The following is a 16,922-nucleotide window of genomic DNA, read 5'->3' on the forward strand; positions in this document are numbered from 1 at the left end:
GGCTTGCTCGTTTCAGCTCACAGCAATAGCCTGTCGGCCCAAGATGAGTATGGGCCGACATCACGGGATTGCCACTCAGGCGCTATCGCCTCGTTTACGGTGGGTCAGCAAGTAGAACGCGGGGATCACCAGCATCGACAGCAAGGGGGCTGTTACCATGCCGCCCACCATCGGTGCGGCAATGCGTTGCATCACCTCCGCTCCCGTGCCACCGCCCCACATAATAGGCAATAGCCCGGCCATGATGGTGGCGACTGTCATCACTTTGGGGCGCACGCGCAACACGGCACCTTCATGAATGGCCTCGCGCAGCAAAGGGAGCGCCAGCGTCTCATCGGATTGTTGACGTTTTTCAATGGCGTGGTTGAGGTATAACACCATGATAACGCCGAACTCGGCCGCTACCCCGGCAAGCGCGATAAAGCCCACCGCCGCCGCTACCGATAAGTTATAGCCCAGCAGATAAAGCAGCCATACGCCACCAATCAGCGAAAAGGGCAGGGTGCCCATGATCAACAGCGCATCCTTCACCTTGCTGAACGTCACATAGAGCAGGATAAAGATAATCAACAGTGTGAACGGCAATACCACTTTGAGTTTGGCAGTCGCGCGCTCAAGATACTCAAATTGTCCAGACCAGCTTAGCGACACGCCTTCTGGCAATTGCACCTGCTGTTCTACCGCACGTTGCATATCCTGCACGGCAGATTTCAGATCGCGGCCGCGAATATCGACATAGATCCAATCCGAAAGACGTGCGTTTTCACTTTTCAGCATGGGCGGCCCGTCGCTGATGCGAATATCGGCCAGTTCCGAGAGCGAAATTTGCCCACCGCTTGCGGTAATGACCGGTAAATTCTTGAGTTTTTGCAGCGAATCGCGGATCTCACGCGGATAGCGCAGGTTGATAGGATAACGTTCGCGCCCCTCAATGGTTTCGCCAATATTTTCCCCACCAACCACTACAGACACGATGGATTGCAGCTCTTTGACCGACACGCCATAACGCGCCGCCTTGGCGCGATCGATATCGATATCAATATAGCGACCACCGGCCAGACGCTCTGCCAGCGCAGAGGTGACGCCGGGAACGCCGCGCACCACCTGTTCAATCTGCTCGGCCACGGTTTCAATTTGCGCGATATTGCTGCCGTTCACTTTGATGCCCACCGGGCTTTTGATCCCCGTCGCCAGCATATCCAACCGGTTGCGGATGGGCGGGACCCAGATATTGGCGATCCCCGGTACTTTCACAATGCCGTCGAGTTCACTGACCAACTTGTCCATGGTCATGCCGGGCCGCCACTGATCTTTGGGCTTAAAACGTATGGTGGTTTCGATCATGGTCAACGGTGCGGGGTCGGTGGCGGTTTCTGCCCGACCCGCTTTGCCGAACACGGTGTCGACTTCCGGCACGGTTTTGATCAGCCGATCCGTCTGTTGCAATAACCGTCCTGCTTCCCGTGCGGATATTCCCGGCAGGGTGGAGGGCATGTAGAGCAAGTCGCCTTCATCCAACGCGGGCATAAATTCGCTGCCCAATTGAGAAAGTGGATAGAGCGTCGCCAGCAGCAACATTCCCGCTACGGCCAGCGTCACTTTTGGCCACTGTAATACCCGATCCAGCAGCGGCTCATAGGCACGGATCAGCCAGCGGTTGAGCGGATTGGCGTGCTCATCAGGAATTTTTCCACGAATAAAATAGCCCATCAGCACCGGCACCAGCGTAATGCCCAGCCCGGCGGACACCGCCATGGCGTAGGTTTTGGTGAAGGCGAGCGGGGCAAACATTTTGCCTTCCTGCGCTTCGAGCGAAAACACCGGAATAAACGACAGAGTAATGATCAGCAAACTACAGAAGAGTGCGGGACCCACCTCCACTGCGGCCTTTTCGGCTATCTTCCAATAGTCATCAGAGGCGGGTTGCTGGTTTGGATGCTCATGTCGCCACTGTTCCAGCACCTTGTGCATGTTTTCTATCATCACAATAGCCGCATCCACCATGGCTCCGATGGCGATGGCGATGCCGCCCAACGACATGATGTTGGCGTTCACCCCCTGATAGTGCATGACAATGAAAGCGCCGAGAATACCCAGCGGCAGTGTCACAATGGCGACCAGAGCCGAACGGAAGTGGAACAGAAACAGCGTACACACCAGAGCAACGACAATAAACTCTTCGATCAGCTTGTGCGTGAGCGTGGTGATGGCGTTTTCAATCAAGTGCGAACGATCGTAAACCGGAACAATTTCCACGCCTGCGGGCAGGCTGCGCTTGATGTCGTTCAGCTTTAGCTTGACCGCATCGATGGTTTCCAGCGCATTTTTTCCTGATCGCATCACGATAATGCCGCCTGCGACCTCACCTTCACCATTGAGTTCAGCAATGCCACGCCGCATTTCTGGACCGATACGCAAGGTGGCGACATCTGACAGCATAATGGGGATGCCGTCTCGGGTGGCGATCACCACGTGCTTAAAGTCATCAAGCGTTTTGAGATAGCCCGAGGTGCGCACCATGTACTCTGCTTCCCCAAGCTCGACAACGGAACCGCCGCCTTCCTGATTCGCGTTTTGTACCGCGGTCATTACCATCTCGTGGGAGAGGTTTAGGGCGCGCAATCGGTCTGGGTTGAGCACTATCTGGTACTGTTTAACCATGCCGCCGACGCTCGCGACTTCCGAAACGTTAGGTACGGTCTTTAACTCATATTTGATGATCCAGTCTTGAATGGCGCGCAGGTCGCCAAGGCTGTGCTGGCCGGTTTTGTCTACCAATGCATATTCGTATACCCAGCCGACGCCGGTAGCATCGGGGCCAAGGGAAGCCTTCGCCTGAGGCGGCAACGTTGACTGCACCTGACTGAGATACTCCAGCACGCGCGAGCGCGCCCAGTAGGGATCGGTGCCGTCTTCAAACAGCACGTAGACATAAGAATCGCCAAACATGGAGAAGCCGCGTACCGTTTTGGCACCGGGTACGGAGAGCATGGTGGTGGTGAGTGGGTAGGTTACCTGATCTTCCACCACTTGCGGCGCTTTACCGGGGTAGCCGACTTTGATAATGACCTGAACGTCGGAGAGATCGGGTAACGCATCAAGCGGCGCTTTTTGCACTGCCCACCATCCCCATGCCGCCATCAGCATGGCGCTCAACAGCACCAATAGCCGATTGCGTAGCGACCAACGAATAATGGCTGCAATCATTGTTGATGTCCTTGGTGGTGGTGGGCATTGCCGTTAGACACGGAGATGACACTCACTAACCGTGCACCCTCTTCTGGCAGCGCAAAGGTGAAGCTGACCTGTTGACCGATGGTCAGTGAAGGGCGTAGTTCAGCAGAGGCAACAAAGTCCATGGTCATCGGGTCCCAGTTCAGTGCGGCAACCGGGCCGTGCGAAATCGTAATCGTGTCGCCGTCGATCGCCTCGATTTTCCCTTCCGCCTGGTAGGTGGGGGACGCGCTGGCCGCCGGGGTATCCTGTTTAGGTTGATCGTCTGCCATTTGTGGCAGTGCACTTTTCAGGCTCGCTTCTGAATCAATCAGGAATTGGCCGGACGTAACCACCGACTGGCCCGCGTTAAGGCCGTGAGTAACTTCTACCCAACCATTTTGGCTACGGCCTGTTTTCACTTCGACCGGCGTGAAGTGACCGTTACCGTCAGCCAGCAGTACTCGATTGTGCGTGCCAGTGGTGATGAGTGCTTCGTCGGGAATAGCGACCACGGGAGACGTGGTGATGGGATGCGTCAGTGTCACGTTGAGGATCATGCCAGGTTTGAGTAAGTGCTCTGGATTTTCCAGTGTCAGCCTGGCCTTTAGCGTGCGCGTTGAGGCTTCCAGATTGGGCAACAGTTCGTCCACCTTGCCATGAAAGGTTTTCCCCGGCCAACTGTCCGTGCTGGCACTGATGTCACTTCCGCGCGACAGTAGGCTGGCCTGACTTTCTGGGTAATCCACCACAATCCATACCGGGTCGAGCGTTGCCAGTTCAAACAGGGATTGTGCGGCGTTGACCTGCGCGCCTTCACGCACGTCCAGCTTATTGATATAGCCCTGTGCGGGGGCGCGCAGCGTGATGCGGGTTTGCGGTTTTCCCGAACGCTCAACGGCTTTAACAATCTCTTCTGGCATAAACTGCAATTGCAGACGTTCGCGTGCGGCGGTAACCAAAGACGCATCGCCCCATTGGCGAATGGCGAGGTATTCCTGCTGTGCGGCCGACCACTGCGGCATCCACAGCTGTGCCAGAGGATCGTTACGTTGAACAAACTGCTGCGGTGCTTTCACATACAGTTTTTCGACCAGCCCGTTGGCGCGCGCCGAAAGAGTCTCAATACCACGTTCATCGGTGGCGACAGTACCAAAGGCGCTCAGTTGCAGATCTAACGTGCGCTGCGTTGCCTGAGCCGTTTTCACGCCCAGATTTTGCTGTTGGCGTGCGCTGATGGTGATGCCACCGTCATCCTGAGTTTCATCGGCGTAGCGCGGCACCAGATCCATGTCCATAAAGGGGGACTTACCCGGTTTATCAAAGCGCTGCCCTGGCGTCATCGGATCATACCAATAGAGTACTTTTCTTGGTGTTTCTTGTGGCGCAGTCGTTACTGTGCTGGCAACCGGGGTAGCACGATGGCCGGAGGAGGCTCCCAGTTGGTATCCCACGGCCAGCGCAGCGGCAACGGCAATAGCGACGACGCTTAACGTAACGATCGGTTTCATTGTTTGGTTTCCTGCGGTAGTAGCTTGGTATCCTGAGGGATCAAATAACGAATAGCGGCCCAACTGGCAGCGAGCGCTTTTTGCGCGTTGATCTGTTCAATTTCGCTGTTCAGCAGTGCGCGTCTGGCATCAAGGTTTTCTGCCAGCCCGCTGCTGCCAGTGCGATATTCGGCATCCAGCAATTTGAGCCGTGAGCGTTGCAGCGGGATCACCTCAGTGGCCTGACGATCGTAGATGGATTTCGCCGCCTGATACTGTGCGATAAGCGCATCCAGTTCGGCCTGATGTGCACGCGTCAGTAAGGTCAATTGATCGTTGGCTTCATAGGTTCGAGACATATCGGCTGCATAATCTTTATCCTGCCGCCGTGATTTGAATAACGGCAGATCGACCGTCAACATCACGCCGCCCATGTCCTCTAATCCATCTGCCCGCTTGCCGTAGTACACTTCCACCCCGACATCCGGGATGGCAGCGACGGCGGACTGCGCTGATTTTGCCTTGGCGGCATCCGCTTCGCGTGCGGCCTGAATGATTTCGGGGTGCTGCTTGATGGCATCAATCAACGCACTCTGACTGGCGGGAAGCCGAGTGATGGTAGGGAAATCGCCGCTGACGCGCGTGATGTCCGCCCCCGTCAATTGTTTGAGCCGGGAACGTGCCACCTCAACGTCACGTTTGGCGTTATCCAATTGGTTTTTCATCTCATTGACCGTGAGTTGCAGCGCCAGAACGCTGCTGGCGCTGTTGCTGCCACTCGCGACCCCGGCTTTTTGCATGCCAAGCTGCCGCTGAGTGTCGTTCAGCAGGCGTTCAATGGCTTGCTGCGCATGTTGCCCCAGCGCCAGCGCGAACCAGGCCAGAGAGGCTTCTCGTTGCAACGTGGCGCGAATCACGTCCTGATTGGCCTCCGCTTTACGCGCTTCTGCGCGAATGGCATCTGACTTGCGTTCGCGTTTAGTGCTGCTGACATAATCCTGCATGATGCCAACACGTTGCATGGTCATGTCAGAACGGGTGAAGCGATGCGCATTGGCGCCACTGACCGGAAAGTTCTCAATCCCGACTTTAAGTTTAGGGTCGGGCAACTGCATGGCAGAATCCGCCATATTATTCAGGGCGTTCACCTGGTGATGATTGGCAGAAATTTCTGCTGAATACTGTTCAGCGGCCGCCAGAGTTTGATCGAGCGTTGTGGCCTGAGCGGTAAACATCGCGCAGCCAAAGAGCCACGGCAGGGCATAGCCCGCCTGTTGTAGACGAAGCGTCAACATATCGACCTCGAAATCAGTTAGCGGATGCTGAAATCAGATCGTAGCCGGAGGCGCTTTGGATAAAGGTGAAGTTCACCGTTTGTCCGACGCTTAACGGGCTGCCCTTGTAGGCACTGAGGCCAAAACGCATGGTCATGGCGGGCCAGTTAAGTGCGGGAATCGGTTGGTGAGCGAAGGTGACGCTGGTGTTCGACCAGGCTTTTACCACACCGGTGCCGTGATACACCGTCGCGGCGCTGGTGGGTTGAGTGCCGTGGTTCATGCTACTGTGATCCATCGGCATGGACATCATGGCATTGTGATCGTGTGCGGAGGCAGACGAGGTTTCGGCAAATGCGGGGGCTGTAGTAGCGATGGAAGCAAACAGGGCTATAGCGGTCAGTAACGTGCGCATAATCAATATCTCCAGAATAAAACATAACCAATGATTGAAAATCAATATGTTGTTATATCTGGATTTATTCTCTGAAACGGCAGTATACGATCTCGGCCGGTGGCCCGGTTCGCGGTGGGGTTAACCAGGTGTGTTGGTCAGGAATGTTGGTATCGTTCGCCAACACCAGCAGCGTGCTGGTGTCATGTGTCATGGCATCCAGGTGCAGCGGTGAGGCAGTCTTTTGCGCAGTATCCGGCGTGCAGTGTTTATCACACAGCGGCGCTTTCACCATGGCTGAGGCGTGGTGAGACGTCTGCGTCATGTTCATGCCGTGGTGACTGACCACTTGCGTGGTTTGCACCACCGGTTGGACATCGCACAGATGGGCTGCCAACGCCAGTTGGGTATTAAGCATCAGCCAACAAACAATCACGCCAAACGCCAATAGACGGCGCTTGCGTTGCGGTAATTGTCTGAAAGGCAACCCAAACATGCGGAGCTTCCTGCGGAGTAGTCGAATAGCCCTACATATAACAATAAATTTTGCGTAAGCGAAAGCGTGAATTGTTCGCTGCGCACGCTCTTGACATAAATTTACGGTGCAAAAGCGTGCCCAGTCTGTCGTGGTGGCGTTATGTAAAGAATTGATAACTTGTCAGGGAGCAGTACTGCTTACCGGGTTTCAGCCAACAGTCTGGCTGGGGCCAGTCCGGATGATTTGGGCTGTCTGGCAAAAACTCACTTTCTAGCGCCACACCGGCGTAGTTGTCATACAGATTGCCTCCGCGGGCGGGAGTGCCTGAAAGAAAGTTCCCACTGTAAAGCTGCAAGGCTGGCGCGCTGGTAAAAACGCTCATCATCACTTTCTCATCCGCAGACCACAGATTTGCCGCCGGGCACTCGCTGGAGCCGCAGGTGCGATGCAGCAGATAAGCGTGATCGTAGCCGCTGACCGCTTTCTGATCGTCGTCGCGCAAAAAATCCTGCAATAGCGTCTTGGGCTGGCGGAAATCCAGACCCGTGTGATTCACCAATGCAAGGCCACCCACCGGGATCCCCTCGCTGTTCACGGGTAAATAATGATCGGCGAACAGTTGTAAACGGTGGTTGCGCACATCGCTGGCATGCCCGTCCAGATTGAAATAGGCGTGGTTGGTCAGGCATACCGGGCAGGTTTTTTCTGTTAGCGCGGAATACTCAATTTCCAGCGCATTGTGTTCTGTTAACCGATAGCGTGCCTGCGCGGTCAATTGCCCCGGGTAGCCCTGATCGCCATCGGGCGAGACCAGCAGATAGGTTATTTGCGTGGCATCTTGCTGCACAATGCGCCAGCGACGCGCATGAAACCCGTCGTGCCCACCGTGCAACTGGTGTTGACCCTGGTTGGGCGTCAGCGCATAGGTTGCGCCGTTACGCTGTAATTGGGCGTGGTCAATGCGGTTAGCATAGCGCCCGATAGACGCACCGAGATAGGCCTGTTGGCGCAGATAATCCGCAGGTGTCGTGCAGCCGAGCAGTACTTCGCGCACTTCTCCCTCCGGCAGAGGGACCTGACAAGAGAGCCAGGTTGCGCCCCAATCCATCAACACAACGCGCATTCCTGCGCGGTTTTGTAGCGTAGTCAGGGTAAAAGGCTGGCCATCGGGGGCCAATTCAGCACTTTTTTCGTTCAGCATACACCTGCTCCTCAGGGTATCAGTCGGGATAGCCATTGGGATGTTTGGATTGCCAGCGCCAGGTATCCTCCGCCATTTGCGCTAACGTCCGGGTAACGCGCCAATGGAGTTCATTGGCCGCTTTTTCCGGGTCGGCCCAATAGGCAGGAAGATCGCCCTCGCGGCGCGGGGCGAAGTGATAGGGCAGCGGTTTGCCGCATGCCTGACTAAATGCTTGCACAACGTTTAATACACTGTAGCCGACACCTGCGCCAAGGTTGTAAATGTGTATTCCCGGGCGTTGATGCAGGGCTTTCATCGCTGCCACGTGACCCTCGGCCAGATCGACCACATGAATGTAATCTCTGACGCAGGTGCCGTCTTCCGTCGGGTAATCATTACCGAAGACAGACAGCGATTCACGGCGACCAACGGCGACTTGCGCGATAAAAGGCATCAAATTGTTGGGGATGCCTTGCGGATCTTCGCCCATCTCTCCTGAAGGATGGGCTCCTACCGGATTGAAATAGCGCAGCAAGGCGATGCTCCACTCCGGATGGGCTTTCTGTAAATCCGTCAGGACCTGCTCCACGATCAACTTGCTGCGCCCGTAAGGGCTGGCAGGCATACCGGTAGGAAAGCTTTCCTGATACGGGATGCGTGGCTGATCGCCATAGACCGTTGCCGAGGAACTGAAAATCAGGTTTTTGACACCCGCCTTTTTCATCGCTTTAACCAGCGTCAGGGTGCCATAGATGTTGTTGTCATAGTATTCAACAGGCTTGCTGACGGATTCTGCGACTGCTTTTAGCGCAGCAAAGTGGATCACGGCATCGATATCTTCAGTGGCGAAAATGCGGTCTAACAAAACGCCATCACGAATGTCGCCTTGATAAAACGTCACAGCCTTGCCAGTGAGACGGGTCAGGGTCTCCACCACGCTGGCTTTACTGTTGCACAGATTGTCCAGAATAATCGGTTGATGCCCGGCTTCTAAAAGCTGAACACAGGTATGGCTGCCGATGTAACCGCTACCACCTGTCACTAAAACATTCATAAGAACCTCGATGACCAATGTTGAATAAAACTAGCATAGCCTGTGGGGTGAAAAGGTGATCTGCAACGAAGAAATTCGCTGAAATTATGAGGTTTTTCATCAATCTTGCCGAGAAGAATAATCCGTTTCACACCTGAAAAATCCATCAAATATTGACGCGATAAAAGCGTGGTATCGCTATCACTTTGATCCGTCAATAAGAAACCCCGCCTCCTGTGCTGCGGAGGCGGGGAAAAAATACCATATCTGCTGGGGGAGGGGTACTTGATGATGAGCTAAAAGGGAGATGAGAAATGAAGCAGCGCGCCGAAGCGCGCGTGAAAATGCAAAAGGATCCCTGGTGTAAGTGAAGGGGATAGCTCCCATAAATATTTTTAGTTTGGTTTTCCCTTCGAATACACAGATTCTACATAAAATATCTGTGTAACGAAGATACACATATTTTTGATAAGCTATGACCAGCATGTTAAAACATTTTATTGAGTTTTAAATCGTATATTACCATATTCACTAAGGGGGAGTGCTACTGCTCTGACAGAGTAAACATTACTATAATAATTCACTTGTTATCACTTTTGTCAATGAAGAGCGGAATTTTGTTGATTTATTTCAATGGTCATATGTATTAAGTGTAAGGCTATTAGGTGGTTGTGTTCTCAAAATATGATTTTAAAGCATTTTTATACACTCATTTAATGTTGATTTATTGTAGTAATGTATTTTGTTATGTTTTTTGATATACAGGGTTTTGAGTGTGCTTTTGCATTATGAATTTTTGTTTCTGCTGCCTTTAAATGAGAGGTGACAATGAATAGTAATATGCAGGAAAACATTATCCTACCTAATATGCTGATAACGTTACTCGATCAGCATAATGATGCTTATTTTATCAAGGGGATGGATTCTAGGTTTATTTATGCAAATTTATCGGTTGCGAAAAAAGTGGGCGTGCACTCACCGAGTGATTTAATTGATAAGACAGAAGATAATATTCAGTCACGTTTAACTGAAGATTTGAGTATTGTAAAAGAGTGGCAGTGGCAAGATAATTATGTGATTACTTCCAGAAGAAAACTTGTTACATTAGAGGTCAATCCAAAAGCGGTGGATTGTCCTTATATTGTTAGGAAATTCCCCTTTTACAATGAGAATAACCAGTGCATTGGTGTGTTAACTAATTGTCGGACATTGGAAACATTTTCTCCTAGTGAATTTATTAACGGTCAGCGTCCCGGTTCTTTTCTTTTAACTAAACCCAATGATTTTTTCACTGAAAATGAATGTGAGATAATATTCTTAAATCTTCAAGGGCGAACGTCAGAAAGCATTGCTAACCGACTTTCATGCTCGATATCTTTTGTGGAAATTGTTTTGCAAAAAATATACCTCAGAGCAAATGTAACACATTTCGATGATTTTACTGCTTTTTGCCACCATCGCAATTACCATAGATATCTTCCGAAGCGGTTTGTTGAAAGCAATAGCATCCTATTTGATGATAATATTAATTCTGTTGTTTGATTTTTATTTGAGTAAATATTGACGAATTTATCAGTTTAAAAGGAGGTGTTTTATGAGTGATGATATTCACGATGACGATTATCTTCCACGAGTATTGGTAAATGTGTTGGACCAGCATCATGACCCCTATTGTATTAAGGGGTTAGACTCTAGATATATTTACGCCAATCTTTCATTGGCAAAACTTATAGGAGTTAGAACACCAAATGATTTCTTACACAAAACTGAGTTTGAGTTTAATTCGAGGTTGACAGAAAATGAAGATGTAGTAAAAGAATGGCAATATCAAGATAAATTAGTGAGTGACTCTAAAAATACATTAAGTACTTTAGAGGTTCATCCAGATGCTGTTGATTATCCCTATATTGTTAGAAAAATACCCTTTTATGATAAAAATAATCAATGTGTCGGTATAGTGACCTATGGTAAGACGCTACAAACCTTCACTCCCAATGATTTTGTCAACGGACGATGCCCCGGATCTTTATTACTCAATCGGCCAGATGGTTTTTTTACGGAAAAAGAGTGTGAAATTATTTTCTTAAAACTGCAAGGCCGAACCTGTAAAGCTATAGGCGATATATTATTCCTTTCACCTCGTACCATTGAAAGTGCCCTGCAAAGACTTTACACCAAAGTCGGTGTATCTCATTTTGATGATTTTGCTGAGTTTTGTCACAACAAAAATTACCATCGTTACCTTCCGCGGCGATTTCTTGAATGCAAACGTGCGATGTTTGAAAATAATTACGATTTGGACGAGTGGTGATGTGTCTTATAACTTACGCTCATTCAGCCGTTAAAATAACAAAGGCCGCTCAGCGGCCTTTGTTATTTATTTCGGGTTACCCGCCAGCGTTTCAAACTGATATCCGTAAATATCACCTTGTGCCACAAAGGTGAGGCGGTTTGTGATGCATTCCGGTGCGTCTTCTGCGTGGTGGGAAACAAACAGCAACTGCGTTTCGCCTTCGCCGATCAACACATCCAGCCAGCGCCGCACCAACTGCCGGTTGAGCGGATCTAACCCTTGTAACGGTTCGTCAAGAATCAACAGTGCCGGGTGTTTCACCAGCGCGCGCGCAATCAGTACCAGACGCTGCTGCCCCCATGACAATGCGTGGAACGGGGAGTCCGCTTGTGCTGCCAGCCCCAGCAGTTCGAGCCATTGCTGCGTTAAGAAACGCTGACGATCGGACACGGCCTGATAGATGCCAATCGAATCAAAAAAGCCTGAGGTAATAACATGGCGCACACTGCTGCTGACGCGATATTCCAAATGCAGGCTGCTGCTGACGTAACCGATATGCCGCTTGATATCCCAAATGGTTTCGCCACTGCCGCGACGGCGACCAAACAGCGTTAAATCGTTACTGTATCCCTGCGGGTGATCGCCAGTAATCAGGCTCAGCAATGTTGATTTCCCGGCACCGTTCGGGCCGACAATTTGCCAGTGCTGACCGGGTAACACTTCCCAATCAAGGTGATGCAGAATGGGGCTGTCGTTATATTGCACCACACCATCTCGCAATTGAATACGTGCCTGATCGGCTGGCAGTGTCGGCGTATGTAGTGGGTCTTCCGGGGCTGGTAATGCTGTGCCGGCAAGCGTTTCGCTAAACGCAAGCTGGGCGATCAAGGCATCGGCCAGTACCGCTTCACGTGTGCCAGTGCGTGTCAGGGTGCAGTCAGCCAGAATGCCAACATGATCAATAAATTCAGGAATATCATCGAAGCGGTTAACGATGATCGCCAGCGTGTAGCCGCGCTGTGCCAACTCAGCCAGATGTTCTGCCAACTGTGCGCGGGAAGCCACATCAAGGCCATCGAAGGGCTCGTCCAGAATCAGCAGATCGGGCTTTGGCATCAACGCCTGGCACAGCATGACCTTGCGTGTTTCACCGGTAGACAGGTATTTGAAACGGCGCGAGAGCAGGGGAGTGATGCCGAACAGAGCGGCCAGCGTGGCACAACGGCCAGGATCGTGAATCTCATCCTGAATCACTTCAGCGGTAGTCCGTCCGGTATCGTCTTCATCAGCGCTGAGCATATCGGTATTGTTGCGCTGCCACTCTTGCGTGACCAGTTGTTGCAACTGTTCGAAGGACAGACGAACAACGCGAGGAAAATCGCCGTGTTGCGACCCCTCCAGCAACGGGAGTTCACCCGATAATGCGCGCGCCAGCGCAGATTTTCCGCTGCCATTGGCGCCCACAAAGGCCCACTGCGATTTTCCTTCCAGCGTCAGGGCATCAAGGCGCAAAACGCGTGTGTCATTTATGCGAAAAACACCTTGCAAAATTTGCAACGACGACATTCTTTATCTCTTTTTTAGCAAGTAATACACTCAGAAATAAAGGGCATTGCCGCCATTGTCAAGCCGTACCTAGGGTGATGTCTGTCGCGCGCGTTCAGGGATCAGCACAAGGTAGCGACAATCGCACGATCGGCATTAAAGCAGGCTGTCACCGCCATTCCCACGCGCAGTTTTTGCTGTGCAACTTGCTCGTTTGGCACCGTGGCGCACAGCGTCTCGCCGCTTGCCAGCGCGATCAGCACTTCACTGCTCTCTTGTCCCGCTTCCAGAGATGATACTGTGCCAGTCAGTTCGTTATCGGATTTAGGCCGGGCTGCTGCGGCATCGTATACCGCAATCCAGGGCGCTTTAATCAATACCAGCACTTCTTTGCCTTCATTAAGCCCCAATCGCTCGGCGCTCTGTTGGGTCAGCAATACGTTCACCGCTGTTTTCCCATCGGCCAGCAGTACACTCAGGTGCTGTTGAACCGTATCCCGGCTGCGGGCTTGCACCGTGCCAAAGAACTGATTGCGGGCGCTGGTTTGCAGTGAAAAACGCGCGATGGCGGCCAGCAGGCTGTCCAGCGGCAAATTATCATCTTGCAGAACGTCAAAGGCCTTTTGCTGTATTTGTGCCAGCAAATCATAGAGCTGAATCAATCGTTCGCCATAGCGCGTCAGCGTGGCCCCGCCGCCGCCTTTGCCGCCGGTCATGCGTTCTACAATGGTCTGCTCTGCCAGTTGATTCATTTCGTTAATGGCATCCCAGGCGCTTTTGTAGCTGATGCCTGCGAGTTTGGCACCTTGGCTGATTGAACCGGTGTGACGAATCTGTTTGATCAGCTCAATGCGTCGTGGATCGGCAAAAAGACGTTGTTGTAATTTGAGTGTCAGAAGGATTTCAGCTTGCATGGTCACGGTCCAGGGAGATTAAAAAAGACAAAAACGAGCGTGTATTACGCTCGGAGCAGCGCTATTGTCGCGCGTTTGGGCGGTGTGGGCAAACCGCACAAATGGTCGCATTAATTCTTACAGTTACGGTACACTATTCATCATCACCCGTAATGATTTTTCGTTGCGGTACGTTGAGATTCGCGATGAATGTCGCGCGCATTAATCAGCGCACCGTTGCCGATAAGTGAGGTAAGCATGTTGGAATTGCTCAAAAGCCTGCTGTTTGCAGTGGCCATGGTGCCCGTGATGATGGCGATCATCCTCGGCGCTATCTACGGTTTAGGCGAAGTGTTTAACGTCTTTTCCCGCATTGGCCATGCCGATGAAAGCAGTGTAAGAAAGTAACCCCACTAGGTTTTCATTTCTTCTGATGCCCGGTCAAACAGACCGGGCATTATTTTTTTGTATGTACTCTCTTCGGATTATGCGAGCAAAAGCGCATGACATTGCGGGGTTTATCGTTATATTATTCCGAATACAACGATAACGTCCTGATGTAATTACTCTTGGGAGAGACCGATGAAACAGCAATGGATGAAATGGGGTGTCGCATTAACCCTGAGCGCAACATTGGCGATGCCTGCCTTTGCGGCAGAACAAAAAGTCACCGTGTTTGCCGCCGCTTCGCTGACCAATGCGTTGCAGGAAATTGCCGCACAATACAAAAAAGAGAAAAACGTCGATATCGTTTCCTCTTTTGCGTCCTCTTCAACACTGGCTCGCCAGATTGAACAAGGCGCGCCTGCGGATCTGTTTATTTCTGCCGACCAGCAGTGGATGGATTACGCTCAGGATAAAAAACTGACGGATACTGCGACCCGCTATACCCTGCTGGGCAACGCGCTGGTGGTGATTGCACCGAAAACCAACGATGTGAAGCATTTTGCCATCACGGATAAAACCGACTGGAAGAGCCTGTTGAAAGGGGGCCATCTGGCGGTTGGCGATCCGGACCATGTACCTGCCGGGATCTATGCCAAAGAAGCGCTGCAAAATCTGAAAGCCTGGGATGAACTCTCTCCGGTAATGGCGCGCGCCAACGATGTGCGCTCCGCCATGGCGCTGGTAGAACGTGAAGAAGCCCCTCTGGGCATCGTGTATGGCTCTGACGCGGTTGCCAGCAACAAAGTCAAAGTGGTCAGTATTTTCCCGAAAGAAAGCCACAAGCCGGTCGAATATCCGATGGCTATCATCAAAGATCATAACAACGCAACGGTGACCGGTTTCTACGAGTATCTGAAAACGCCTGCCGCTACGGATGTGTTCAAACGCTACGGTTTCTCGCCGCGCGGATGATGCTCACGGATTACGAATGGCAAGCCATTGAACTGAGTCTTAAAGTTTCCATCACCGCTGTAATATTCAGCCTGCCGCTAGGGATCCTGGCGGCATGGGTGTTGGTACGCTGCCGTTTTCCCGGTAAATCGCTGTTGGACAGCATTATCCATTTGCCGCTGGTGTTGCCACCGGTGGTGATTGGCTATTTGTTGCTGATTGGGATGGGCAGAAAGGGCATTATCGGCCAATGGCTTTATGAATGGTTCGGCCTCAGCTTCAGTTTCAGCTGGCGCGGTGCCGCGCTGGCCTCCGCAGTGATCGCATTTCCCCTGATGGTGCGCGCAATTCGTCTGGCGCTGGAAGCGGTGGACACACGGCTGGAACTGGCTGCCCGAACGCTGGGTGCCAATCCCTGGCGTGTTTTCCTGACTATCACGTTACCACTTTCATTTCCCGGCATTGTGGCAGGCACGGTATTGGCGTTTGCCCGTTCGCTGGGTGAGTTTGGTGCAACCATTACGTTTGTGTCCAATATTCCGGGGGAAACACGCACTATCCCGTCGGCAATGTACACATTGATTCAAACACCCGGTGCAGAAGCCGATGCGGCGCGCCTGTGTGTGATAGCCATTCTGCTCTCAATGGCGTCGTTGCTGCTCTCTGAGTGGTTAACCCGCTGGGGCCGTAAACGGTTGGGGGTGTAATGCTGGAGCTCAATTTTCATCAACGCCTCGGCGATCTTGATTTGCGTGTGGATACCCAATTGCCTGCGTCAGGTATTTCTGCAGTGTTTGGCGTATCTGGCGCCGGAAAGACGTCGCTGATCAATGCGGTAGTGGGCCTGACGCGCCCGCAGTCTGGCCGAATTGTGCTCAACGATCGCGTGTTAATGGATGCCGAAAAACGTATCTGCCTGCCGCCCGAAAAGCGCCATGTGGGTTATGTCTTTCAGGATGCGCGGCTGTTTCCGCATTACCGTGTGCAAGGCAATCTGCGTTATGGCATGGCGTCATCCATGAAATCGCAGTTTGATGCCATTGTGGCACTACTGGGCATTGAGGCACTGTTAAACCGCTTACCGCTCACCCTCTCCGGTGGCGAAAAGCAGCGTGTAGCGATTGGCCGCGCCTTGCTGACCGCACCGGAACTGCTGCTGATGGATGAGCCGCTGGCATCGCTTGATTTGCCGCGCAAACGTGAGCTATTACCGTATCTGGAGACGTTGGCGAAAGAGGTCAACATTCCTATCCTGTATGTCAGCCACAGCATGGAAGAGATTGTGCGGTTAGCCGATCGGGTAGTGGTGCTGGATAAAGGTAAGGTCAAAGCGGAAGGCCGGTTGGAAGAGGTGTGGGCGAGCAGCGCGATGCGTCCCTGGCTACCGAGCGATGAGCAAAGCAGCATTCTCAACGTGAAAGTGATGGAGCAGCACGAGCGTTATGCCATGACGGCGCTGTCGCTGGGCGAACAACGACTGTGGGTGAATCGGGTTGCGATGCCGTTGAAAACGCCGCTGCGGATTCGAGTCAACGCGGTCGATGTCTCTTTGGTGTTGCAACCGTCAACGGCGAGCAGTATTCGTAACGTGTTGCCCGCTAAGGTGTTGGAATGCATCGACGTCGATGAGCAGGTCGAAGTGAAGCTGTCGGTAGGAGGGCAAATCCTGTGGGCGCGAATTTCACCCTGGGCGCGCGATGATCTGAGACTGCATGCGGATATGTGGCTTTATGCGCAGATCAAAAGTGTGTCGATAACGGCCTAATTATTCCCCGGCTTGCGCCGGGG

At 52.3% G+C, this 16,922-nt stretch carries 15 protein-coding genes; 6 read left to right on the plus strand and 9 right to left on the minus strand.

Going from position 1 to position 16,922, the window contains the following annotated elements; translation table 11 throughout:
- Positions 1 to 75: 75 nt before the first annotated feature.
- The 7 genes from J5067_RS00060 to galE all read right to left on the minus strand — a co-directional run bounded on the left by J5067_RS00060 (position 76) and on the right by galE (position 9,086).
- Positions 76 to 3,207, minus strand: coding sequence for an efflux RND transporter permease subunit (locus tag J5067_RS00060; protein ID WP_264645883.1), 3,132 nt, complete (start codon positions 3,205 to 3,207; stop codon positions 76 to 78).
- The gene (locus tag J5067_RS00065) at positions 3,204 to 4,724 is read right to left on the minus strand and encodes an efflux RND transporter periplasmic adaptor subunit (protein WP_264650138.1); all 1,521 of its coding nucleotides are present in this window, start codon (positions 4,722 to 4,724) and stop codon (positions 3,204 to 3,206) included. Before J5067_RS00065 ends, J5067_RS00060 begins: the two co-directional genes overlap by 4 nt.
- The gene (locus J5067_RS00070; protein ID WP_264645967.1) at positions 4,721 to 5,938 is read right to left on the minus strand and encodes a TolC family protein; all 1,218 of its coding nucleotides are present in this window, start codon (positions 5,936 to 5,938) and stop codon (positions 4,721 to 4,723) included. Before J5067_RS00070 ends, J5067_RS00065 begins: the two co-directional genes overlap by 4 nt.
- A 73-nt stretch (positions 5,939 to 6,011) precedes the next feature.
- Entirely contained in the window at positions 6,012 to 6,392 is a 381-nt protein-coding gene (locus J5067_RS00075; protein WP_264650139.1) for a copper-binding protein, read from the minus strand.
- A 64-nt stretch (positions 6,393 to 6,456) separates the two neighbouring features.
- Entirely contained in the window at positions 6,457 to 6,867 is a 411-nt protein-coding gene (locus J5067_RS00080; protein WP_264645886.1) for a hypothetical protein, read from the minus strand.
- Between the two features lie 139 nt (positions 6,868 to 7,006).
- Entirely contained in the window at positions 7,007 to 8,050 is a 1,044-nt protein-coding gene (gene galM, locus J5067_RS00085) for a galactose-1-epimerase (RefSeq protein WP_264650140.1), read from the minus strand.
- A gap of 19 nt (positions 8,051 to 8,069) precedes the next feature.
- Positions 8,070 to 9,086 carry a UDP-glucose 4-epimerase GalE gene (galE, locus tag J5067_RS00090; RefSeq protein ID WP_264650141.1) on the minus strand — a complete coding sequence of 339 codons (1,017 nt, stop codon included), beginning with the start codon at positions 9,084 to 9,086 and terminating at the stop codon, positions 8,070 to 8,072.
- A gap of 807 nt (positions 9,087 to 9,893) precedes the next feature.
- On the opposite strand from galE, the gene J5067_RS00095 reads away from it, so the two are divergent.
- Entirely contained in the window at positions 9,894 to 10,607 is a 714-nt protein-coding gene (locus tag J5067_RS00095) for a PAS domain-containing protein (protein WP_264628080.1), read from the plus strand.
- Positions 10,608 to 10,659: 52 nt separating this feature from the next.
- Positions 10,660 to 11,376, plus strand: coding sequence for a PAS and helix-turn-helix domain-containing protein (locus tag J5067_RS00100; RefSeq protein WP_264628081.1), 717 nt, complete (start codon positions 10,660 to 10,662; stop codon positions 11,374 to 11,376).
- Between the two features lie 66 nt (positions 11,377 to 11,442).
- Here the strand turns inward: J5067_RS00100 and modF are convergent, their stop codons facing one another.
- Positions 11,443 to 12,924, minus strand: coding sequence for a molybdate ABC transporter ATP-binding protein ModF (gene modF / locus J5067_RS00105; RefSeq protein WP_264650142.1), 1,482 nt, complete (start codon positions 12,922 to 12,924; stop codon positions 11,443 to 11,445).
- 101 nt (positions 12,925 to 13,025) lie between these two features.
- Positions 13,026 to 13,817, minus strand: coding sequence for a molybdenum-dependent transcriptional regulator (gene modE, locus J5067_RS00110; protein ID WP_264650143.1), 792 nt, complete (start codon positions 13,815 to 13,817; stop codon positions 13,026 to 13,028).
- Between the two features lie 237 nt (positions 13,818 to 14,054).
- Here modE and J5067_RS00115 point away from each other — a divergent pair, with 237 nt between their 5' ends.
- The 4 genes from J5067_RS00115 (at position 14,055) to modC (ending at position 16,899) form a co-directional block, all read left to right on the plus strand.
- Entirely contained in the window at positions 14,055 to 14,204 is a 150-nt protein-coding gene (locus J5067_RS00115) for an AcrZ family multidrug efflux pump-associated protein (protein WP_264645892.1), read from the plus strand.
- Between the two features lie 174 nt (positions 14,205 to 14,378).
- Positions 14,379 to 15,155 carry a molybdate ABC transporter substrate-binding protein gene (gene modA / locus J5067_RS00120; RefSeq protein WP_264645893.1) on the plus strand — a complete coding sequence of 259 codons (777 nt, stop codon included), beginning with the start codon at positions 14,379 to 14,381 and terminating at the stop codon, positions 15,153 to 15,155.
- On the plus strand, positions 15,152 to 15,841 hold the full coding sequence (modB, locus tag J5067_RS00125; protein ID WP_264645894.1) for a molybdate ABC transporter permease subunit: 690 nt from the start codon (positions 15,152 to 15,154) through the stop codon (positions 15,839 to 15,841). Before modA ends, modB begins: the two co-directional genes overlap by 4 nt.
- Complete coding sequence (gene modC, locus J5067_RS00130) at positions 15,841 to 16,899, plus strand: molybdenum ABC transporter ATP-binding protein ModC (RefSeq protein WP_264645895.1); 1,059 nt, start codon at positions 15,841 to 15,843, stop codon at positions 16,897 to 16,899. Before modB ends, modC begins: the two co-directional genes overlap by 1 nt.
- The last annotated feature ends 23 nt before the right edge of the window (positions 16,900 to 16,922 follow it).

Origin of the sequence: Candidatus Symbiopectobacterium sp. NZEC151 (assembly GCF_025962655.1) — a bacterium.
Lineage (GTDB): Bacteria > Pseudomonadota > Gammaproteobacteria > Enterobacterales > Enterobacteriaceae > Symbiopectobacterium.